Origin of the sequence: uncultured Butyricimonas sp. (assembly GCF_959596855.1) — a bacterium.
Taxonomy (GTDB): domain Bacteria; phylum Bacteroidota; class Bacteroidia; order Bacteroidales; family Marinifilaceae; genus Butyricimonas; species Butyricimonas muris.
Window position 1 is genome coordinate 96,199 of record NZ_CAUFYA010000010.1, and the last position, 22,479, is coordinate 118,677.

The window sequence follows — 22,479 nt, forward strand, 5'->3', positions numbered from 1 at the left end:
TGCAAACGCATCAATCTATTACCGGTAGTTAGCCCAATAACTACCGGTTTTATTTTTATCACGTACCCACGGTCACGACATTTCCATTCAACTGAAAGCGCACGACAGCCGTTTCCCCGATCAAATGCAACACGTTACTCACCTCCGTGTAACGGGTAATCACCCCCGTGAACGTCTGCTTCTTCACCCGTTCGTCAGCATAAAGAACTTTTATGCCATACCAGTTACTCAAACGCTTCATAATCTCCTCGATAGGCTCATCCTCAAACACGAATTTACCCTCCTTCCACGCCGTGTACACGTACGGGTCAACCTTCCTCACTTTTACAGACCGCGACACCTCGAAAAACTCCGCCATATCATTCGGGCTCAACACCACCTCTTTGCCCGACTCCATAACCCGTATTCCCACCTTACCGTCAACCAACACGGTTCGTACCACGTCCGTCCCGTAATTATTCACGTTAAACCGTGTGCCGTAAACCGTCACCTCCACCCCGTTCGCCACCACCACGAACGGACGCTCCGGATCATGCGCCACCTCGAAATAAGCTTCCCCGCTCAAATGCACCTCACGACAATCCTCCTTGAATATCTCCGGGTAACGCAGTCGTGTCAACGCGTTCAACCACACCCGGGACCCGTCGGACAACACCACTTGATACTCACCCCCGACCGGAGTCGTCAACGTATTATACCGCTCCTCACTCGCGCACTCCCCCTCGCCCAACTCGTAAGCGATACTCTCTCCCGAACCGACAACACGCACTTGACCAGCCAATTGAATATCCACATCCCGATTCGGAGGCAAGGCTATCGTATCCCCGCCCGCGATAGTCAATATCGCTTGACGGGTACCCGGATACACCGGTTCCTCGTTCAAAAGCACCCGCGTATCCTCCCGCGCAAACTCGTACCACGACAAATAAACAGCTATCAAAACAGGAATAACTATAACGGCAGCATACTTGTACCACCCCTCTTTCCAAACCAAACGCCTCTCTTTTCTCACGGGCTGTTGACGCATGAAATTCCGAAAACGCTCCAACTCCACCCGTTTCCGTTCCGGGGTAACACTCGGACCATTCACCAGATTCCAGACCTTCCGCAACTGTCGGAAATACGCCCTATTGCCGGACTCCTTCACCCACTCCGCCACACGGCGAATCTCCCCGGGAGAAGCCTTCCCGTCAAGCACTCGCCATATCAATTCATCCATCTCGTTTGCCATAGTATTTTCCTTTATACATATATGACAACTCTGAAAAGGATAACCCCTACGCCCGAATCAAAAATTTGTAACAAAAATAACACAAAGTAACCATTCCAAATCCTTCCGCAAACGGGACAAAGCTTTAGTCATCTGTGCTTCAACCGTTTTCACGGAAACATTCAACTTCTCCGCGATCTCCTTATTAGACAATTCCTCCATTTTACTCAAGACAAATACCTCCCGGCAACGCTCAGGCAACCGTTCTACAGCCTCTTCAAGCACCTTTCTTATATCCTGTTCCAGCAATTCCACCTCTACCTCCGGTCGCTGGACAACCTCCTCGAAATAAAAATCCAACATCTCACGGTCGATATAATTACGGACAACCTTTTGATGTTTAATCGCATTCAAACAACTATTATACACGGACTTATACAAATACGACTTAATCGACAATCGCACATCCAACACCTTCCTATCCTCGTAAAGTTTACAAAACGTGCTCTGCACCAAATCATTTGCCAACTCCACCTCCTTCACGATACGCCCGGCATAATTCACCAAACCGTCATAATAATTATCGAAAAGATACACGAATGCCCTTTCCTCACCACTCCGCAAGGACTTCACCAACACATCACTATCTTGAAAATCATCCATCTTACGACATCTTTACGAGCCACCACATCCTGTTCAACTCCGGCACACGCCCAACGTCCCCGACGCCTTCTTCCCGTCCGCACTCACGGCAAAACCGTACACCACCAACTTCCCCGCGTCCCAATCTTTCGGCAACTCCCACGCCATATCCCCACTCACACCCCTCGTCCCCAACTCCACCTTCCTACACCTCCGCAAGCCACTTTCATATACCACCCCGTACAAACGGTCATCCTTGAACATGTAAGGCATCAACGGTTGCTTCACCCAATGAAACATCACCCGCCGCATATCCCCGTCAACCTCCGCCTGTATCGACGGCAACGCCAACTCCCCGGCAGAAAGCGAAAGGGACAACAAATCGAACGTCACGTTCAAATCATCATCAACCTCCACTTTTTTGATATTCTCTTTCAAGAAACCATTCAAACACACCTTCCTTGACGAAGTACAAAACCCCAAGGGCAACACCCCCACAATCCCCCGCCTAAGCCGGGCAACCTCTTTCATCCGCAAACGCTGCTTTAACTGAGCCAAAGACTTCGCATCCCGCACGACAAAAGTCTTTGCCCTTGCCACCTGCTTGTCACCCAATTTATACGCAGTCACGTTTCCCACGGACCCTGACAAATCTCGAAAAATAGTCGAATCGAATATAGCCATAACCGTTTCTTTTTAAGATTTACTAATACTAAAATACCGGCACGGGGAATAACGCCTCTCCGTTTCCGAAGCGAAAAAACAATATAAATGTACCGTTTTCCACGTACCCTCGGGCAAATTCACGACTCCCGCACCGTCACCCCTGCACGACCTATCCATCTCCAACACCACCGGACTATACGGTTCATCGTCAAAGATCGCAGCTACCAGCAACCGATCTGTCGCCTGTGCCGTCACCGAACCGGAATTATCTATCCAACTAAACAAAGCGTACGTTTCGTCCCCCTCGATCATTTTCATCTCGAAAGGCAATTGCAAACTCCCTGCCGTCAATTCCAATCTCGAGTAATCAATATAGTGCTCTTTCCCGAACACGTTCATATTAGCGTGCAAAAACCAATGATAACCGGAACGCCGCTCTTCCTCGCGAGCGGCAACATCAAGCACATCTTTCAACATACCATCCCGCATCGCACGATACATCGTCTGTGCCCCCGGCAACTTCGCCCGCTGCATCGTCTGCCCGTCCGTACGAGGGTTAGACACATTCTCCGCCAATTTCCGCATATACGTCTTCTTCCCCACCCGATAAATCACGTAGCCATCAAGTTTCCCTGACGCTCCACTCAATAAAGAATCATTTAATGTAGCCATACCTTCCTTGTTTTACTTACACCATACATACCTACTTATCGGTCAAATCATAAGAAAATCCTATCATTCACCGTTATCTATAACAAATATCCGATAGGACAAATATATAATAAAATCCATCTAAATGCAAATAAAATACAATAAATATTTTATTAAAATAGACTTTAAATGGGAGTAGAATGGGAAGTGAATAGGAGCGGATACCTAGAAAATAACTATAATATTACAGTAATATACCCTATTGAAGTATGTCTTTTATATTATTTTATACAATAAACTATAATTACCGGAAACCACACCCAGTAATCGATATTTATGCATATCTATCACCACAAACTTCCATTTCTTTTACAAATGGAATCCCCACCCTACCGTTATTTTCTACCTATCGGCAACTCTTTTCACGATATACCATATCTATAACATGCCTATAACGTTCTTCTTGGCTATCTTCGCCGGAGCCTTAATCTTCTGGCACACAAGAATTCAGCTAGGATTCGGTCATGTTATCGCTCTACACGTGTTATGGAATCTGGTAACTTCCCTTCGCCTTTGGATAAGTTAATTTCGCGAAGGTTGTTTTCGATAGCCTTTATTCTCCATAATACATTGAAAAAAAACATCACGAACCTTGCAACCGATACTCCGACGGGGTACACCCCACCCGCTTTTTGAAAACACGCACGAAATGCTGCGGGTATTGGAATCCCAGTTCGTAAGCGATCTGGCTGATCGTTTTAGCTGGGTTAAGCACTTTATCTTTGGCGACACCTATCAATTTCAACTGGATATATTCCTGTGCCGATTTCCCCGTTTCCTTTTTAATCAAATCCCCGAAGTAATTGGGTGACAAGCATATTTTATCTGCAAAATATTTCACGGAAGGCAATCCTTCCGTCTGTACCTGATTTTGGAAATACTCGTTTATCAGATTCTCGAACCTCGTGAGCGTATCCTTGTTCACGCTCTCGCGAGTGATAAACTGCCGCTCGTAGAAACGGGTACAGTAATCAAGCAATAACTCGATATTCGTGACAATAAGCCGTTTACTATGCTTATCAATCGAGTGCTCCAATTCCATCAATATCTTGTTCAGACAGTCGAGCACGATTCCCCTCTCCCGCTCCGAAAGGTGCAAAGCCTCGTTCGACTCGTAAGAGAAAAAAGAGTAATTCTTGATATCCCGCGCCAATGACGTACCCCGAATCAAATCGGGATGAAACACCAATCCCCGCCCCTTCGGCTGATAGACCTCGCCCGTGTCCTCGAAACCGACCACCTGTCCCGGGGCGATACAAACTACCGTCCCTTCTTGGTAATCGTAATAATTACGCCCGTAACGCATATCCCCGCACTTGACTTCCTTCAAGAAGAGAGCGTAAAGACCAAAATTCATCCGGCAATACCTTCTCTCTTTTGATTTCGAAAGATCGACAACACTCACGAGAGGGTGCAACGTTTCCTGATTGTACAGCTTATTGTACTGGTCTATTGTTTCAATATTCAATATCTCGTCCATGGGTTCTATTATTATATGTCTGATACAAAGTTAAAAATTTTCTTTATGAATTTATTCCCGACCTGTAAAATGGGTACAAACATCCGTAATCCATATACCATCCTATCACACGAGGTGAAATATCTTTGTAATAAAGAAATCGGATAGAATTAAACTGAAATTTTAACCTAAAACAAAATACACATGAGAAAGAATTTCGTTTTAATAATGGTTTGCATGGTCATGACATTTACAAATTCATGCAAGAATGGCACTTACAGTAAAAATAATAATCAAAACAAATTAACGATGGAAGCATCTACAAAGAAAACGGAGCCGGTGCTAGGTTTAGGCACACCCGTTACGGCAAATTTCACCGGGGAAGCTTGGTTGCAATACCTATCCGGTCAACCGGAGTACGAATGTAACGTGTACAATGTCACTTTTGCCCCGGGAACACGCAATTACTGGCATTCGCACACGATAGGTCAGATTTTGCTTTGCACGGAAGGCATCGGTTACTACCAAGAAAAAGGTAAACCGGCACGACGCTTACAACCCGGCGACGTGGTGAATATCCCCGCCAACACGATTCACTGGCATGGAGCCGCCCCGGACAGCCGCTTCACGCATATCGGAATTACGCCCAGAGTCAGCGAGAACAACACGGAATGGATGGGCGAAGTGACTGACGAGGAATACTCGGAAACGATTTCGACTTTCGCACAAGAAACGCCTAAAAATGAAAAAGATACGGATAGAATCGAGTTATGCAAAAAGAATTATACCACCTTGTTTGGCGGAGAAGCATTAACCGGACAAGGTTCGGATCCGGAAATGATGGATATTCTCCAGAAGTTCATCTTCGGGGATATTTTCCGCACCGACAATCTGGACATGAAAACACGCGAGATGATCACCTGCATTACATTAACCGCGATGCAGACGTTGCCACAACTGAAAGCCCACGCTGGGGCAGCCTTGAATGCGGGAGTAACTCCCGTTGAATTGCGGGAATTAGTTTACTTGTGCGCCCCGTTTATCGGTTTCCCGAAAACACTGAACGCACTTGGCACGCTCAACGAGGTATTCAAAGAACGTGGTATCGCCCTACCGTTGGAATCCCAAGAAACCGTGAAAGAGGAAGAACGATTCGAGAAAGGGAAAGAAATCCAACACGCGCTCTACGGCGAAAAAATGAAAGAAGCGTTGAAAACTCTCCCCGCCGGAATGAATGACACTCTTCCCCGCCTCCTCACGGAAATGTGTTTCGGCGACTTTTACACCCGGAGCGGACTGGATATTAAAACTCGTGAATTATTATCCCTCTGCATCTTGGCAACCCTCGGTGCAGAACGGCAAATCGAATCGCACGCGCAAGGCAACCTTAAAGCGGGAAACAACAAGGAAACCCTCATCGCTGCCATGATTCAATGCCTGCCATATATCGGTTTTCCTCTGACTTTGAATGCGATACATATTATTAAGGATATAGAATAAGTAAATACAACTTAATAAATCCCATTACTTTTTCGGGAAGTAATGGGATTTTTATTTAAAATCGAATAAACACTGATACAGTTTACATAGATTATTTCAATTCCAAAGCCCGTCTTATCTTAAACAACAAATAATCATAGTGTTGACGAGTAGCCCCGGAACTAGATTGTATTCTCGTTTTCAATAACTGTTGAATATCCAACAACATTTTGTAATAAATATGGGCAACAGGATAATTATTCTGTTGAATCATGGGTATCGGACTGAAACCACTTTGCTGCATTTTTGCCCTGTCACGAACCATTTGTTCCAAAACAGTCTTACAGTAACGTGCGGCTAAATTATTTCTTTCAGGAGTAACTAACGCAACCTGACCGACTGGTTCGAAAGATGATACGGAAGCATCTACCGCAGAAGTTTGTATAACGCTTGTCAAAAAAGCTCTTTGCACATCCATTTCATTCCTAGTCAGTTTTTGGTTCTTTAAAGTTTTTCCCCAGACCCATTGATAAAGATCACTGATATATTCCCGAATCGAATAAGCCTCTTTAGATTTTTCCGTACACAAGGCAACCGGTTTAATTCGAGCAAACAAACTGGACACGACCAACTGTCGCATTAAATCTCCCCGACTGTCTTGAATTTCTAATTCATTCATCAATATATTATCGTCAAGCCAAGAGAATTCATTTGTCAATTGAAGTAAACATTTTACCGCAGCACGCTGTTTCTCGCGAGGAATAACTTCGTAAGAAGGCTTATCATCACCATTTCTCACATCCCGGAGATAAATACCACCGATAATATTAGCCACATCCTGTATTCTACCTGTTAGCAGACCGTCCAGATACTGGGACAGTTCTGCCCGCATCTGTAAGTTCTCGTCATTTTCCGCATACCATTCATTCAAGTGTTGAACAGCTATTTTCGCATTCTTCAGCAAATACCCCAACGCTTTTACTTGATCATCCCCCAAATCTCCTCGCGCCACGGAAGGATCATAAACAGGATATCCTATCTGCTTGCTACCGAATCGACAGTAAGGTTGTTGTTGGCTCTCTTTAATCCATCGGTCAAGTGTCGTGAGTTCCTCTTGGAAATCTTGTACCCCGTAGATAGGCTCATACAGCCATTTTATGGCAAAAAAATCATATACTCCTAAACCTTTAGGCTCCAAAAGAACGCCTTTTTGCACATCTTCCGGCTGAGCGATATAATTATAAACCAGATCATCCATTATCGAAGGACTCAACCCGTATTCCTTTGTAAACGAAGCCGAACGCAATGAATCCACCGGATACGCGTAGGATGCACCCAAGTTCTCCGCCAACCCCAAACATTTTCCAACAGCTTGCATCACATGCATCTTCATCATATTACCGACTTCCGAATCAGGCAAACAGACATGCCTCACGGAGGAATCCACCGTCATGGTTGCCACCATACGATTTTTTATCATCGCATAAATCAAATTCTGGTGTATATAGATCGACGCATTCAAAATTTCCCCGCTTCTCGGATCTTCATGTAATGAAGTCTGTATATTCGTCATCCATAATACTGACGGGGAAAAACGTATCGTGGAAAACTGAATGTCATTAGCATCAAAAGTCGTATCCTTCACGGGAAAATCCTTCACTCGAACAACATTTTTAAACCCGATTCTTTCAAAAGCCTGATTCCAAGCCTCAACACCAGCCCTGACATAAGGTTTCCAAAATTCAGGCATCAGAGAGTCCAAGTAAAAAACAATCGGCTGACGGGGTTCCACTATCTTCCCCTGTTTATAATCGCTTTCACTCACTGGTTCTATTCTCCAACGCTTGGCAAGGTAAATTTGCTTTGCCCCGTCCTTCGAATCCGAAAAATTCATTTTCCTTTCGGGTAACACACCTATTCTGGGATCTGCCAAACGAGGACGCATCATATTTTCCGGCAATAGGGTCAGCATCTTGTTCACAGTTACCGTTACGGGTACATCTTTATCTTTCAAAAACGCCCCGAATATTAAACGGTCGACATTATAACTCAATTCACATTTTACATTTATGTTCCATGCCTTAGCATCAATATCTTTCAAAAACGAACGTTCCGCCCTGTAATTATGAATTCTGGATACAAAACCGAACAATGAATTTCCAGAAAAACCGGAAAACGGATTGGTATTGTAAGAACTTTCCAGAAAGAGAGGTGTCATATCTATTAAATAGGATGAATCTGTCGGATTTATCGCTTCTATTTTAAAACTTGTGTACACACCACCACAATTTGATTTTTGCAGCAAATCTGTCAAGTTCCGATTATCACCCGTGTCAAAGGGAAGATTTCTAATCATATTTGCCTGTATCACTGAATCCTGCTTGATAAACCGGAAAACAATTCCCGCACCGGCAAATTGCCCGACAACACCTTCTCCATTATCACTGGTATTTTCAATGGAAGAAGCAAACAACATATCTTTTCCTAAATAAACAGAGGGGAACTCCACGTACACTTTTCCATTTATCCGGTGTACTTTCATCCATCCTTCTTTGGTCACTTTTTTCTTACCTTCAAAAAACTTCTGATAAGGGGTTTTTATTTCCGTTTTTTGTCGGTCTTCTTCTTTCTTTTGTTTCGCGGCAACAGGCATACCCCATCCGCACAACAAGAAAACAAGTATATTAAAATATAGAATCTTTTTCATATCTCATTTCACATTTTCAGGACTTACTATTTCAACGCTTTTTCAATCTTATACAAGAGTAAACGATAGTGCTCACGAGTATCTGAAGACCCAGTGGTCGCCTTCTCTTTCAATAAACGTTGTATGTCTTTCAATAAAGAGAAATAAAAATGCTCCATAGGCTTACCTTTCCGTTGCGCCGCTACAAAGAAACCGAATCCGGCTTTTTCCCGAGGTGTCATATTATCTGTACAAATCGGAACAACCTGCTCCACTTGATTCGTGAAACGCCCTAGAATAGAGGGAGGCAATATTCCGAAATACGAACGACTTCTTTCCTTGATTACCTCCGGTATAGCAACCTGACATTGATTCGCGGTAAAAGCTAAAGCACCCATTGATTCTTCGTTCAGTCCCTTCTGTACACCTGCATTTCCAAACACATGAGTCAAGAATTTAATCTGCCACGATTTTTCGGTTTCTGTTAATGTTTTTCCTTTTCGGGTTGATTCCCAGACGAAACGAGAAAAATCTTCCATAAATTCTTCTTCCGTGTAAGGATTACTTTTTGTTTTTTCGGCACATAGATTTAAAGCAAAAGGACAGTTCATCAATGATTCAAACAATTCATCTTCAATTAAATTCGACATATTCCCCGATAACGCAAACCCCTCTTTAAACTGCTCGCCATTCAGCCATGAAAGATCTTTCATCTCCTGCAACAAGAAGTGCAATGCTTGTTTTTGCCTCTCTTTGGGTACAGGCTGGTAACTCGGGCGTTTGTCACTTGCATAGCGTTCATTCAAATAGATACCCCCGATATTACTTAACACGTGATTCACGTACCGCAAGTATTGGTATAAAACCTCATTATACATTCTTGCCCGGAAAGAGTAATCAAAGTCTTTCTTTCCTACCCATTCATTGAGATGCTCCAACACGTATTTCAAATTTCTCACCCCGTATTCTGCCGATTTCACGGCATTATCTCCCAAGTCCTCTTCCATGGAACTGGGATCAATGTGCACATCAAGCTGCTGTTTTCCATACCGATAAATAGGATCTCCGGACTTTTCACTGATCCAAGCCGACAAGACCGGTACTTCTTCTTCCGGAGTCCGCATATCCAAAAAAGGAGTATACAACCATTTAATTGAAAAATAATCATAGATTCCCAATTCCGGGGGAGTCAAGCGTACCCCTCGTTCTTTATCTCCCAGTTGGGCGATATAATTATTGCGCGCATAATCCATAATAGAATACGTTGTTCCATACTTTTGGGTGAAAGCCGGGGAACGTAAAGAATCTGTCGGGATAGCTGAAGAACCAGCCATATTATGCATTAAGGACAAACAATGACCGACTTCATGACTCACCACGTAACGAATACATTCTCCTAGCATATCATCCCCAAATTTTATCTTCCTCACCTCCGGATCTGCCGGAGAAGTTTGTAAAAAACGCCAGTCTTGCACCAACTGTATGAGGTTATGATATAAATAGACAGAAGCATTTAATATTTCTCCACTCCTCGGATCTGTCCAAGAAGGTCCCATAGCGTTCGCTACTTGAGAAGGAGAATAACGAACACAAGAATATTTCAGATTATCAGGATCAAACTCCAGATCATCCGTGGGAAAATCTCTCGTAACAACAGCATTCTTGAAACCTATTTTTTCAAAAGCCAGATTCCATTTTTCAATTCCTTCTTTAATGTAAGGTTTCCAACTTGCCGGAAACGCATTATCTATGTAGAAGATAATAGGTTTACGAGGCTCGACTAATTCACCATTACGAAATTTTTCCTCGTCTTTAGGTTCCAACCGCCAACGATTGGCATAATAAATTCTTTTTACCCCATTCCCCTCGTTACGGAATAAAGTTTTCGTTGTCACGAATATATTGATTCTAGGATCCGCCAGTCTAGGTTTCATCGGTTCATCCGGCAACAAAATCAAACTACGATTCATCAGTGCCGTGAAAGGTTGCTTATAGATATAATAATATCGCTCATCCCTGACATTCACGGTATACACCATAGAAGACTGCACACTAATATTATCAGAAAAAGCCTTGATTGTTGCAATTCGAGAATCTCCGGCTTTAAATTCTTTCTCTATCCAAGCTCTACCATACCCGGTGATAGGACTATATGGATTAAAAGGTCCCATATTATCGATATCATCCAAGAAAAAACTTGTAACGTCTATCACAATTGCCGTACTATCCGGAGTATAGGCTTTTACTTCGAAATTCCTCAAAATAGCAGGAACTTTGCTTTCCCGAATCCTCTCGATTATATTTTCATCCCGGGAAACAAAATCAGACGTAACCAAACGCAGGCTAACCATCGAATCTGCCTTCGTGAACACTACATGTAGAGGGTCATACGGCTTTTCTCCCACGATAGAAAAACGATTATCCGTAATCTCACTTACCGTCGAGCCAAGCAGCATCTCACGCCCCAACAAACTCAATGGTAATTCGAAATATACCTTTCCATCCATTTTATGAATCGTAAGCATTCCTTTTACCGATTCACAAGCTTTATCTTTAAATAATTCTTCATATTTAGAGTCTTTCTTCTCTAACTTCACCTCCTGACTCGCTTTTTTCTTATCTTTTTTACGAGCATCCACTGTAGTGGCAATACATAACATTGCCAGCAAAACAAAAATGATTTTAAATCTCATAGCAGTGATCTTGAAACAATTACATATATGTAAAAAAAAACGTGTTCTCTAATATCAGGACAGGTTGTCTTCCCTGTCCTGATAACACCTATCTCATTTTTTATAAAATTCTACTTACACAAACAATCCACGACTTTCCCCGCCACCTTCGTATGATATATCGGTTCCGGAATTTGTCCGCTCATAAATACATCTTCCGACACATCCAACAAATAAAACTCGCCATTATCCAAACCTATACCCACCGCAGAGTCTTTATTTATATAATCCGATTCGATACAAGTGATATTCCCGGAAAAATCAGTTTTGTAAGGATATGCTATATTCGTGTTCAAATCATAATAATACAAGGCTGAACCCGTAGCGATAAATAAATAAGGTCTGGATCTCAAACGATGAAATTTTGTATTTTCATTTACCTTGTCACTTGCGGTAAATTCACTCATGGATAAAGCCGTGCATACATCATCGCCAGTGTCATAAGAAAAAGAGTAAGCAAAAATTTTCCCCTCCTCGTTTTTCAATAAAGCGAACACTCCCGTTTCATAATAACTGGTGTTGAACAACTGGGAATATAAATTCTCGTAGCCTGTCAGCTTGTTCGGTGTAGGAATATTAGGAGGCAATACAACCGGAGGATTCAATACACTGGGCGTACCCGCGTAATAATAAGCTGCCGCATAAATCGTCATAAAACGTTGGGTTGCCCGATCATATATGATAATATTATACATAGTCTGGATCGGATGATCAGTCAAAACATATTGAATATCCAATATTCGATTGTTATACTTCATCGGTATATCCACAAACATACTATAATTCAGTTTATCATTATTATAAGTTCGGGTGTACATATCCCCTTTGTCACCTACAACAACAGCAGCATTAGCCGAGAATCCCATAGTAACAGGTTTCAAGCCATCGGGTTCCTCGCCGGAAGCGAATTCCGATGCAAGTGTTTTTGTTTTCTCCAAATTCTTCGGATTCAAGGAAACCGAACCCTCCGGACCATATTGTAGCACACGCAATTCCTTATTTTCATTCCAAGACATTCCCTTTGTATTCAAGAATAAGCGATAAGGTTGTGTACCCAAATCTTCACCATAAAGCGTCGTGTACAATTTCTGGTCTGTGAGATACTCGTCATTCCTCAAGCGTATCATATTGAGTCGAGATTTCCCTCCATCATCGGATAAAACTATCCATCCCTTCTCGTAAGGACTTTGATAGGAAACAGAAACCGACTGATACCATTTCTTACCCGTGGTTGTATCCGTTGCTATCACAATTCCGGACACACTACCCGTTTCACCTTGAAACACATAATTCATGTTCCGCTCCGTACACACAACACCATACTTCTCAAAACAATACTCAAATTTATAAATTGTCGTATCAACCTCATTATTGGCATATTTAATTATCGGAACAAATATTGCAGGCTCACCGTAAAACGGTGTTACCGTATAAGATTTAAATGATATTGTGATATCGTTAACGCCCAATTCCTTGTAATCGTAATTGCCTTTGTCATCATAACAAGATGAAAAACCGAAAACGGCAATTAATATTCCATAAAGTAATTTATTTATTCTCATCGTTTTCTCATTTTAGATTAACCTCTGACAGGAACACTCATTAATGAACCGTCAACCTCCGTGACAGGTCCTAACGGAGAAGATGCCCGTTCTTCCAAATGATATTTCAATTTCAAAGCCCAAGTACGAATTAACCCTTCGTCCACCTTACTCAAATCGGGTTGTGCCGCTGTCATCAATTCCCGAAATTTCTTATCGGAATACCCCCCTAAATAATAAGTCTCGACATCAGGAGTCCACCACGAAGGTTTTGCAACATTATCATTTATCTTCAAATGCATCCGACGATAATAACGATCTCCCAGTTTAAAATTTTCGTTTTCAGCCAGTTCCAAACATATGGTAACCGTCTTCTGCTGCAATTCCGGGAAATTTTTAAGTTTCACGTAGAAAGTATCCAAATGGCTCATCGCCTGAAACTCGGGTTGAGGCAAATCATAAAATTTAGTGTCAGCTGTTGTCCCTTCTTTATTCACAGAAAGAGAAATAGCCTCTTTCTCCAGCAGAGGATCTCCTGTAAACCGAACCGCAACAGGTAAGTCGTATTCCTGCAAATTTCCCAAAAGGAAAAACGAAATCATAAGTGTATCCGCCTCTTTATTCACAAAAGAAATATATCCATCTGATTGATACAAATCAATATTGTCTGTTGAACATCCGATCATCCCCAACAAACACAATGCTAAATATAAATATCTTTTCATAATTTCTTAATTAATAGATTTTCTGACTATCCGGGATTCCAAATACAAATACCTTATTGCTGGGATTAACTGCCGCACCGACACTCAAAATAGATTTGTTCAATCGTTTATACATGAAGAACAACTGCCCCTCCCCTATAAATTCCCGGCGAGCGTCATTAATCAAAATATCCTGTAAATCACTAATTCCCAAAGCAGAGCTCACTATACGCTTGCACCCTCTAGCCCTTCTCAATTCCTGTAATAATTCAAAAGCTTTTGCTTGATCTTTTTCATACAAGCACTCGATCAAAATATAATATATTTCGCTCATTCGCAAGTTGGGCAATACACGTCCTTCCCCGGAATCTATCGAGAATGAATTCACTCTTCTGTATTTTAGAGAGGTATAGGTCGTCTCCCAGTCCTCCTTCTTCTCCAATAGATAATTTTTACGATAATCATCTCCGTCATTTTCAAAAATTTCATCCACACCTTGAATCATCATCGGGTCGCCCCAATATACCGTATAATCAGCATAATTATCCAGCAAGTCAAAATTATAGAAAGCAAACAAACAATCAGACAAATGCTTCTTACATCGATATGTCAAATCATCTGTAAAGTCATAGGGAGCATTATATTTAAACCATTTTTTACCAAACACGAACTTATTATAAAATTCCCACGCGTATTGATAAGCACGTTCCTTATCTCCCTTATAAAGGTACACGCGGGCCAACATTCCCAAAACTGCACAATAATTCATCCGCATTCCCCGGTAATTCATAAAAGTACCACCTTGAGCGGGCCAGAAATTACCATTAAAACGAGCATCAAAACTAGACATGGCCGACTTGTTAAACGAAGTATCGCATAAAGCAAGATAGTCTTTTGCCAATAACAAATCTTTGATGACCTCCTCCAACGCAGCCGTCACGCCGAGATTCGTTTTAATCTCCGAAGGCCATTCTGCCTGATACGGAATTAGGGGAGTTTCATCCTCCGTCACCGGAGCCGGAGCGTAAAGACGAATAATATCAAAATGGAAGAAGGCTCTCAACGCTAACGCTTCCCCGGTAATCACATTTTTAGATACTGTATCCAAAGTAAATAACGAGGGAGAAGCATCACTTATCTCATTCAATAGTAAATTACAATTAGCAATTAATTTGTATAGCCCCTCCCAAACCGCAGTAACAATAGGTTTCGTATATTCGTTGTCATACGTGTATTCAGAAAAATAAGATTCCGCCTCTTGTAGTGATTCCGGATTATAAGTCTGAGAAATAGCTGTTAACATACCCCAAGTCAGATTTTTACCATACAAATCTGAAACAGAGGCTCCTTGATATATACCATTCAAGGCATTCTGAAAGCCAATTTCGTCAGAATACAATTTTTCCTTACTTATTTGACTCTTCGGTGTAATTTCCAGCCAATCATTACATGAAGCCGTCAACACGAATAATAATAATAAAACAATATTTCTTTTCATAATCAACACTTTTACGATTAAAAGCTAACATTCAATGTCAAATCATATACTCTGGCATAAGGATAGGATGTCCCTCTTTCTTGTTTTACCGTTGAAAAATGAGCCAATCCTGTCGTATTAAATTGTAACTTCAAAGTGTTTATTTTTAACTTCTTAATCCAATTGCCTTCAAATGACCATGAAACACTCAATGAATTAAAATCAAGGGTATTATATTTTTGAACAAAACGGGAAGTTGGACGAGATACTGCCGACCGGTCTGCAATATTCTTCAATGGAGTACGGTCGCCGATATGCATCCAACGATCGGAATAAACTCGTTTATCCGCATTATGTCTCCATAAATCCACACTTTCAATATGAGTAGGGTAAGTATCATTGTAGCGTTCTCCCCCGAATTCATACATGAAAGAAGCGTAAACAGATAATGATTTCCACATGAAGTTAAAACCAAATGAACCTTTAGCATCGGGCTCAGTGTTTCCTATTATCTGTTGCTCGTTTGCTTCCCAATCATAGGTAATTGTTCCGTCCTTTCTCTCGAATACTTCCTGCCCGCTAGACGGATCAATCCCCAAAGACTTCATTCCGAAAATGGAGGTTAACGAACCACCTTCTTCATATTTCATAAATGGTTTCGCGTATTTCTCGTCACTGGAATTCCATTGATTATAACCTTCGTAATGTTCATTTACTTTATCGTTATAATTACTCAATGAATTGGATATTTTCAATATCTCATTTTTATTGTGGGAAAGATTGGCAAATACTGAAAACAACATATCTTTTTTATTCAATATATCCGAACGTAACTGGAATTCAAAACCTGTATTTTTGATTTCTCCCAAATTATCAAAATATTTATTGAAACCGAATGATGACGGAATATCGATCTCCGTGATCATATCCGTGGTTTTCTCGTGATAGTAAGTTGTTTTCAAATAAAGCAAACCTTCTTTCAACGTGATTTCCGCTCCTACATTCGTGGCATTTTTCACTTCCCATCCCAGTGTGGTGTTCCCTAAAGCCATTAATTGTACGCCCATTCCCGTGATGTACCAATTCTTATCATAGATTTCATAAATATCTTTGGCCGCATAGGGTTGGAAATTTACCTTACCGGTTTGTCCGAAAGAAGCCGTAAGCTTTAACTGAGAAATCCATTCGTTATCATTTAAAAATTTATAACGATGTACATTCAAACCAACTCCCGCAGACCAAAATGGAGCCCACTTTTTATCCGCACCAAATTCAGAGGAACCGTCCAAACGACAAGATACATCACACAAGTAAATATCTTTATACGAGTAGTTCATCGTCAGAAATGCTCCAAATAAACGAGTATGATTATCCGTTTCCTGTGTTTTTCCATCTTGCTGCTGGGCATACATGATGGAATTCAAACTTCCGGAAGGGAATCCCTTGTAAGCACTTGAAGTACTGTAATACGTCGTTTCGGTTGTATTTAAGCCCAATGTCCCTGTTAAATAATGATTGCCGAAAGTTTGGTTATACATTAACAACAAATTCGTGGTCCAGTGAAAATCCTTACCGTCAGAAACAGCTAAAGAACCTTTCAACTCACCAAGATCATCCCTCACGTTTGCGAAAGTACCTGATTTCGGATCTATAAACGTCTTTGAACCTTCTACTCTTTTGGTCAACGCCAATTGGGCTTTCAATCGGAAAGCATCTGTAATATACCAATCCAACATAAAATTATTCGTGAATTCCTCATAATAATTCTTGTCGAAATTCTTTGTTTCCTTCCCCTCGAACATCGGATTCACGGGAGGATTACCACTACCATACATTGTCAAAGTCGGCAAGTAGTGTCCCGTTTCATCTTTCATCTCGTTATAGGGTAACTGTTTCACGAAATCGGCAAAACTACCAAATGGAGAATTCTTCGCATTTACCCGATCATAGGAAACATGATTACGTATCTGCATATTTTTCAAACGATAGTCAATATAAAAACCGGCTCCCACCCGATTCCGGTATGATTTCTTCATCACCCCGTTCTCGTTATCGTACCGAAGTTCTATCCCATAACGTACAGCATCATTACCACCATCCACGTACAAGCTGTGCTTGTGATTAAAACCGGTTCTCAACGGCTGACTCAGCCAATAAGTATCGACTCCTTTATTGATAGCATTCATCTTATCAATATAGTGGGCGTAAACCTCTCGAAGTGATTGCTGGTCATTCACCTCGTAATATCCGGCAGCAACCTCCGCATCCAATTTTTCCTTTGCATCAAAATAATCATAGCTGGATAAATCCGGGGTTGTGATACTACCAACTAGATTATAGCTCACATTTAACTTCCCGGCTTTCGGGGCTTTCGTTTCAACAACAATGACACCATTCGAAGCCCGGGAACCATAAATAGCTGTTGCTGCCGCATCTTTCAATATCGTGATACTATGAATACGGGTTGGGTCCATATCATAGATTTTTTCAGCACTCACGTCAAAACCATCCAAAATAAAAATAGGTAAGTTGGGGTTATTTTTTAACTTTGCTTCAGAAACATCCGAGACATCCAATTCTCGAATACCGACCCCCGATTGTCCCCGAATATAAAACTCCGGTATGGTATTGGGATCCGACCCCATCAAATTATTTTCCATAATCCGAAATGAAGGATCGAATACTTGTAAAGCCGATATCACGTTACGGTTTCCAACCTTCAATATATCTTTCCCCTCTATTCTGACTGCCGTACCCGTGTATGATTCTTTTCTAACATTAGCGTATCCCGTCACGACAACATCATCGAGGCTCTCTGCTTGTTCCATAAGCACCACCAACAAATCAGTTTTCCCTTCCAGAATATTCTGATCTGTGATATCTTTCAATTTCACCTCTTTTGGCTCCATGCCGACAAAACGGAATTCTAGTGTCAAATCTTTATTTTCAGGTAACACCAAAGTAAAACGCCCCGCCGTATCAGTAGCACACCCCACAAGTGTTCCTTTAATCAAAACAGTCACCCCGGGAAGTGGAAGCCGCTCTTTATCCAGCACACGCCCTTTAATTTTTTTCTGTTCGGTTTTCGTCGATTCAGATTTAGATTTCACATTCTGAATAACAATTGTTTGATCTACAATTTTGAACTGCAAATTCGTTCCTTTCAACACTTGTTTCAAAACATCTTGGACACTTGCATTCTTTACATCTATACTCAGATGTAATACATCAGCTACCTCGCTGTAACTATACAAACAAGTATAATTACCTTGAGATTCAACTGCCTTTAGTACTTCTATCAATGAAACATCATCCATCTTCAGATTAAACAATGTTTCCTGTGATTTCACTTCAGCTCTGATCTGGAGAACTGACAACAAGATAAATAAGATTGTAAACCTCATCATAATAGAACATTTTCGAAGACCACATCTATGGTCTTTGTAATTGAACTTTTTTTTCATACATTTGTAATTCAAATAAATACTATTTTTCCGGACATTCTCCGGGAGAATTAAACAGGTGATATTGAGAGTATTACCTGTTTTTTTTATTGGCAATCCTTTATAAAAACATCATTTCCTTTTACTTCGATATCAATTTTGTTTATTAATTTCAACATTTCAATCACTTGTTCCAAGTCACCATACCGTTTGATATTTCCGGTAAATAAAATATCCTTCACGGCTTGATCTTCATAAGAAACATTAATGTTATACCATCGGGATATTGTATTCATTATATTTTCCAAACGTTCCTTCTCGAAAACAAAACGCCCCTCTTTCCACGAACAATATAAACGAACATCAACCATTTCCACTGTAGTTTCTCCGTTCTCTTTATTTAAACGCAACTGTTCATTAGGCTTCAAATAAACCTCCTTTTCGGATTGATTAAATGCAATTTTTCCACTTACAAGAGTTGTTTCCAGAAAAGTTTCGTCCTGATAATCCCTAACATTAAAAGAAGTCCCCAAAACTTTAATATTTCCGCGATCAGTATGAACAATAAAAGGGACTGCCGTATCCCGAGCTATTTCGAAATAAATCTCCCCACTCATGTAAACATCCCGTTGTCTTTTATCAAAATTCTCCGGAATACGAATTTCTGACTCCGAATTCATTGTCAAAATACTACCATCACTTAGTGTCAACGAATACTCTCCGCCCCGTGGTATAGTAATGGTATAATAACGCAAGGGAAGTGTATCGAGTTCCTCCTTCTCCATGGAAACTACAGGCAAAGACTTATTTGTAATATAATCCAAATAAGATGTATTTGAAATATCCACTTTCAAACCGTCCGGTTGGGTTAGGACAGCTTTACAAGTCCCAGGCATTATCTTTTGTGCTAAAAATACAGGAACTTCTTCTTTCTCCCGAGTCAAAAAAACGATACTTCCAAGCGTAAATAACAAAAGAATAACTCCGACGTAGCGATAAAACATGATTCTCCGTCTACGTCGTACGGCTCTATATGTTCTCTCCTCGAAAACTTGATAGGCTTCTCTAAGATCATGTTCCTTTACAAATTCAAATTTATGAGCCACAAAAATCTCCGAATGATATTTCTTGTATAACTCCATATGCTCCGGAGACTCTTTTTTCCAACAGTCCAATTCTTGTTGCTCTTCTCCACTAATTTTCCCTGTTAGCTCTAAAGCAATTAAATCTGCAATGTGATTAATATATTGAAATCGTTCCGTCATTTTATTTTTTTATTAAATGACACGGAACAACAAGAAAAGTGACAAAAAATTAAAGAAAAATCAAAAACAATATCAAGAAAGGATGATCCAGATGCTCTCTCAATCGCTCTTTTCCTCTCTTTTTCTGCTGTTTGACAGCATCGAGCGTGATACCCAACCTTTCGGCAATTTCTTTGTCACTCAATCCATCTAAATTCAAGTTTATTACCACGCGATATTTCTCCGGAAGTTCATCGACAGCTTTTCTCAACCGAATAAAAATTTCTTCTTCCAACAAAACATTATAAAAGAAATCTTCCGTGACCATCTCTGCTTTATTTCTATACCCCTCCTCAACTTTCTTGTTCCGGATATAATTCAAACACCCGTTCTGAACCGAACGATACAAATAAAAACGTAAATCTGTCGTGTGCAGAAATTTTTGAGGAGTACTCCACAATTTAAAAAACACATCCTGCACGATATCTTCCGCCACTTCCCGTTCCACGTATTTACAAGCAACTGCCAGCAATACATGAAAAAACTCTTCATACAAAGCTTTAAATGCTCCCTCATCCCCTCGGGCAATTTGTTTGATCAATAAATTATCATCCGTATTCATTTGTACACCTTCACGTAACTTGTACAAATATACGACTTAATTTGAAATACCAAAACCTTCCCATAATTTTGAAAACACTTTGACAAAAGAAGGAGGCATCCGAAATTAACGGACACCTCCTTCACAAAACACATCTACAGTCTTCGAAAATTATTTTCTCTTTCTCCCGATCAAGAACATGATGCACCACGCCAGAATGGAAAGCGGAATCAACCAAATAAAGAATAGCTGAAGCCAGAACATTGAATCCTGCGGGATGTTGACATTATCATCCGGTGGACGCACCCGAGCAGTTTCTATCGGATATTCCCCATAAGAGAGGCTGCGGAACATTTCCGTGATCATGCTAAAATTCGCACCGTTCAATCCAGCCCGTTGGGTTGATAATTCTTTCGTGGACAAGCAATCGGCATCACCGAGCACGAATATCCGTTGCTGCGGTTTATCCGGTATATCCCGTGTCAAATATAGCATGACCGAATTGGATTGCTCGACTTCTCCTTTTTCCGGATTCAATTTGGAAGTTTCATTCACAAAATCCGTTGTTTCATACTCAAGCCAAGAGCCCCGGGGAGAAGTTGCCAATACTTCCGAAATTTCAAAACCTTTGTTCCCATCCACCACTTGAACGGCACACGCAGAAGGGGTTATTACGGTATATCCCCGTCTTATCATATCCATAAAATAGGGCGAAGCTTTTAACGCTCCCTCCATGACATTCACGGCAATAATATCATCTAAATATTCTTTGGACGGAGCTACCAGAATTCCATCAGAAAAACGCAATCCCAACTTCTCCACCACGGGGTTCATGAATATCTGGCGTTTCGGTTCCCCTAACACAATCAAATTACCACCCCGCTCCACATAAGCATCATAATTCGCTTGTTCTTCCGGGGTAAAAGCTGATTTCATATCGGCAAGAACCAATACATCCACGTTATCCGGAACGGACTCCCCAAGCGTCAATTCCCGAACTTGATAACCTTGGTTAATCAGTGCACTCCGGAACGTCGGATTCTTGGCAAAAGCGGCATATCCCCGATCCCCGTAATCGTTACATTCACGTTCCCCATGTCCCTTGACAAACGCTACCAGAGGTGATTTGCCGACCAACGTTTTTAATGCCGCCGTGATCTCACTCTCGAAGGGATGGACATACATATCATTATAGATACGCAAAAATGCTTTTTGACCGTTATCCCGTTTGAAAACCCGAACAAAACGTCCGTTTTCTTCCGAGATGTCATCCATTTTCTGCACCTCCTCCGCAGAAATGAACATTTCCGGGTTATAATCGTATCCCTCGCATACTTTTTTCATTCGTTCTTCCACGGACAAATCTTTGTACACCTTGTCATAGTGCTGGTTTGTACCTTTCCCGTAATAATACACGTAATTGATTTTCATCTCGGGTTTGAAGCGCACGTAGTTCTCGAAACGCTCCATATCGTAATTTTTAGAATCTGGAGCACCGTTGTACCAAGTATCATCCAATAAATTCACGTATGTCGTCAAGGTCAGCCCCCCGTCCAGTTGTTTCACTATCTCCTGACTATTCTCTGTAAGGGTATTCAATTTCGTCGCCGTTGCATCGTAATAAACCATCATTTGAGGACGTGAAGAACCATATCCTGCCAATAACACCATAGCGAAAACAAACAAGTAACTACCGGACGTCCGCCACACGGTCCTCTTCAACCGTTCCCCTTGCAATTTAATGAACGTGAATGCCAAAAACATGAAAATAACCAACACGAAATAAAAAATATCCCGGCTACAAATCATACCTTCCAAAAATATCTTCGAGCGACCGGAAATGGACAACCAATAAGTCAAATCCCGCACGAAGTCAATATTTTG

General features: G+C 41.2%; 15 protein-coding genes. 1 reads left to right on the forward strand and 14 read right to left on the reverse strand.

The window, feature by feature from the left end; translation table 11 throughout:
• Positions 1 to 58: 58 nt before the first annotated feature.
• The 5 genes from Q5866_RS06675 to Q5866_RS06695 form a co-directional block, all read right to left on the reverse strand.
• Positions 59 to 1,231 (reverse strand): FecR family protein, encoded by a 1,173-nt coding sequence (locus tag Q5866_RS06675; RefSeq protein ID WP_186977703.1) that lies wholly within the window; start codon positions 1,229 to 1,231, stop codon positions 59 to 61.
• A gap of 57 nt (positions 1,232 to 1,288) precedes the next feature.
• Complete coding sequence (locus Q5866_RS06680; RefSeq protein WP_186977705.1) at positions 1,289 to 1,873, reverse strand: RNA polymerase sigma-70 factor; 585 nt, start codon at positions 1,871 to 1,873, stop codon at positions 1,289 to 1,291.
• A gap of 33 nt (positions 1,874 to 1,906) precedes the next feature.
• Positions 1,907 to 2,536: a hypothetical protein gene (locus Q5866_RS06685; protein ID WP_292266908.1), complete on the reverse strand. Its 630-nt coding sequence runs from the start codon at positions 2,534 to 2,536 to the stop codon at positions 1,907 to 1,909.
• Between the two features lie 12 nt (positions 2,537 to 2,548).
• Positions 2,549 to 3,190 carry a DUF6266 family protein gene (locus Q5866_RS06690; RefSeq protein ID WP_186977707.1) on the reverse strand — a complete coding sequence of 214 codons (642 nt, stop codon included), beginning with the start codon at positions 3,188 to 3,190 and terminating at the stop codon, positions 2,549 to 2,551.
• A 622-nt stretch (positions 3,191 to 3,812) separates the two neighbouring features.
• Positions 3,813 to 4,709: an AraC family transcriptional regulator gene (locus Q5866_RS06695; RefSeq protein WP_186977709.1), complete on the reverse strand. Its 897-nt coding sequence runs from the start codon at positions 4,707 to 4,709 to the stop codon at positions 3,813 to 3,815.
• A 183-nt stretch (positions 4,710 to 4,892) separates the two neighbouring features.
• Here Q5866_RS06695 and Q5866_RS06700 point away from each other — a divergent pair, with 183 nt between their 5' ends.
• The gene (locus tag Q5866_RS06700) at positions 4,893 to 6,188 is read left to right on the forward strand and encodes a carboxymuconolactone decarboxylase family protein (RefSeq protein WP_292266914.1); all 1,296 of its coding nucleotides are present in this window, start codon (positions 4,893 to 4,895) and stop codon (positions 6,186 to 6,188) included.
• A 91-nt stretch (positions 6,189 to 6,279) separates the two neighbouring features.
• On the opposite strand, the gene Q5866_RS06705 is transcribed toward Q5866_RS06700, so the two are convergent.
• The 9 genes from Q5866_RS06705 to Q5866_RS06745 form a co-directional block, all read right to left on the reverse strand.
• Positions 6,280 to 8,874 (reverse strand): zinc-dependent metalloprotease, encoded by a 2,595-nt coding sequence (locus Q5866_RS06705; RefSeq protein WP_292266917.1) that lies wholly within the window; start codon positions 8,872 to 8,874, stop codon positions 6,280 to 6,282.
• A 26-nt stretch (positions 8,875 to 8,900) separates the two neighbouring features.
• Positions 8,901 to 11,546: a zinc-dependent metalloprotease gene (locus Q5866_RS06710; RefSeq protein ID WP_292266921.1), complete on the reverse strand. Its 2,646-nt coding sequence runs from the start codon at positions 11,544 to 11,546 to the stop codon at positions 8,901 to 8,903.
• A 110-nt stretch (positions 11,547 to 11,656) separates the two neighbouring features.
• On the reverse strand, positions 11,657 to 13,147 hold the full coding sequence (locus Q5866_RS06715; protein WP_292266923.1) for a PKD-like family lipoprotein: 1,491 nt from the start codon (positions 13,145 to 13,147) through the stop codon (positions 11,657 to 11,659).
• Between the two features lie 17 nt (positions 13,148 to 13,164).
• Entirely contained in the window at positions 13,165 to 13,851 is a 687-nt protein-coding gene (locus tag Q5866_RS06720) for a DUF4843 domain-containing protein (protein ID WP_292266926.1), read from the reverse strand.
• Positions 13,852 to 13,861: 10 nt separating this feature from the next.
• Positions 13,862 to 15,328 (reverse strand): RagB/SusD family nutrient uptake outer membrane protein, encoded by a 1,467-nt coding sequence (locus Q5866_RS06725; protein ID WP_292266929.1) that lies wholly within the window; start codon positions 15,326 to 15,328, stop codon positions 13,862 to 13,864.
• Positions 15,329 to 15,345: 17 nt separating this feature from the next.
• Positions 15,346 to 18,714 (reverse strand): SusC/RagA family TonB-linked outer membrane protein, encoded by a 3,369-nt coding sequence (locus tag Q5866_RS06730; RefSeq protein ID WP_292266931.1) that lies wholly within the window; start codon positions 18,712 to 18,714, stop codon positions 15,346 to 15,348.
• Between the two features lie 143 nt (positions 18,715 to 18,857).
• The gene (locus tag Q5866_RS06735) at positions 18,858 to 20,015 is read right to left on the reverse strand and encodes a FecR family protein (RefSeq protein ID WP_292266933.1); all 1,158 of its coding nucleotides are present in this window, start codon (positions 20,013 to 20,015) and stop codon (positions 18,858 to 18,860) included.
• 49 nt (positions 20,016 to 20,064) lie between these two features.
• On the reverse strand, positions 20,065 to 20,643 hold the full coding sequence (locus Q5866_RS06740) for an RNA polymerase sigma factor (protein ID WP_222621209.1): 579 nt from the start codon (positions 20,641 to 20,643) through the stop codon (positions 20,065 to 20,067).
• 123 nt (positions 20,644 to 20,766) lie between these two features.
• Positions 20,767 to 22,479 (reverse strand): GldG family protein (locus Q5866_RS06745; protein ID WP_303179641.1); only part of this gene is annotated, 1,713 nt, incomplete at its 5' end.

Coding starts and splice junctions, on each gene's coding strand:
- Q5866_RS06720 (WP_292266926.1), bottom strand. CDS start 13,851: ATGAAAAGATATTTATATTTAGCATTGTGTTTGTTGGGGATGATCGGA.
- Q5866_RS06725 (WP_292266929.1), bottom strand. CDS start 15,328: ATGAAAAGAAATATTGTTTTATTATTATTATTCGTGTTGACGGCTTCA.
- Q5866_RS06685 (WP_292266908.1), bottom strand. CDS start 2,536: ATGGCTATATTCGATTCGACTATTTTTCGAGATTTGTCAGGGTCCGTG.
- Q5866_RS06680 (WP_186977705.1), bottom strand. CDS start 1,873: ATGGATGATTTTCAAGATAGTGATGTGTTGGTGAAGTCCTTGCGGAGT.
- Q5866_RS06675 (WP_186977703.1), bottom strand. CDS start 1,231: ATGGCAAACGAGATGGATGAATTGATATGGCGAGTGCTTGACGGGAAG.
- Q5866_RS06730 (WP_292266931.1), bottom strand. CDS start 18,714: ATGATGAGGTTTACAATCTTATTTATCTTGTTGTCAGTTCTCCAGATC.
- Q5866_RS06705 (WP_292266917.1), bottom strand. CDS start 8,874: ATGAAAAAGATTCTATATTTTAATATACTTGTTTTCTTGTTGTGCGGA.
- Q5866_RS06700 (WP_292266914.1), top strand. CDS start 4,893: ATGAGAAAGAATTTCGTTTTAATAATGGTTTGCATGGTCATGACATTT.
- Q5866_RS06690 (WP_186977707.1), bottom strand. CDS start 3,190: ATGGCTACATTAAATGATTCTTTATTGAGTGGAGCGTCAGGGAAACTT.
- Q5866_RS06695 (WP_186977709.1), bottom strand. CDS start 4,709: ATGGACGAGATATTGAATATTGAAACAATAGACCAGTACAATAAGCTG.
- Q5866_RS06710 (WP_292266921.1), bottom strand. CDS start 11,546: ATGAGATTTAAAATCATTTTTGTTTTGCTGGCAATGTTATGTATTGCC.
- Q5866_RS06715 (WP_292266923.1), bottom strand. CDS start 13,147: ATGAGAATAAATAAATTACTTTATGGAATATTAATTGCCGTTTTCGGT.
- Q5866_RS06735 (WP_292266933.1), bottom strand. CDS start 20,015: ATGACGGAACGATTTCAATATATTAATCACATTGCAGATTTAATTGCT.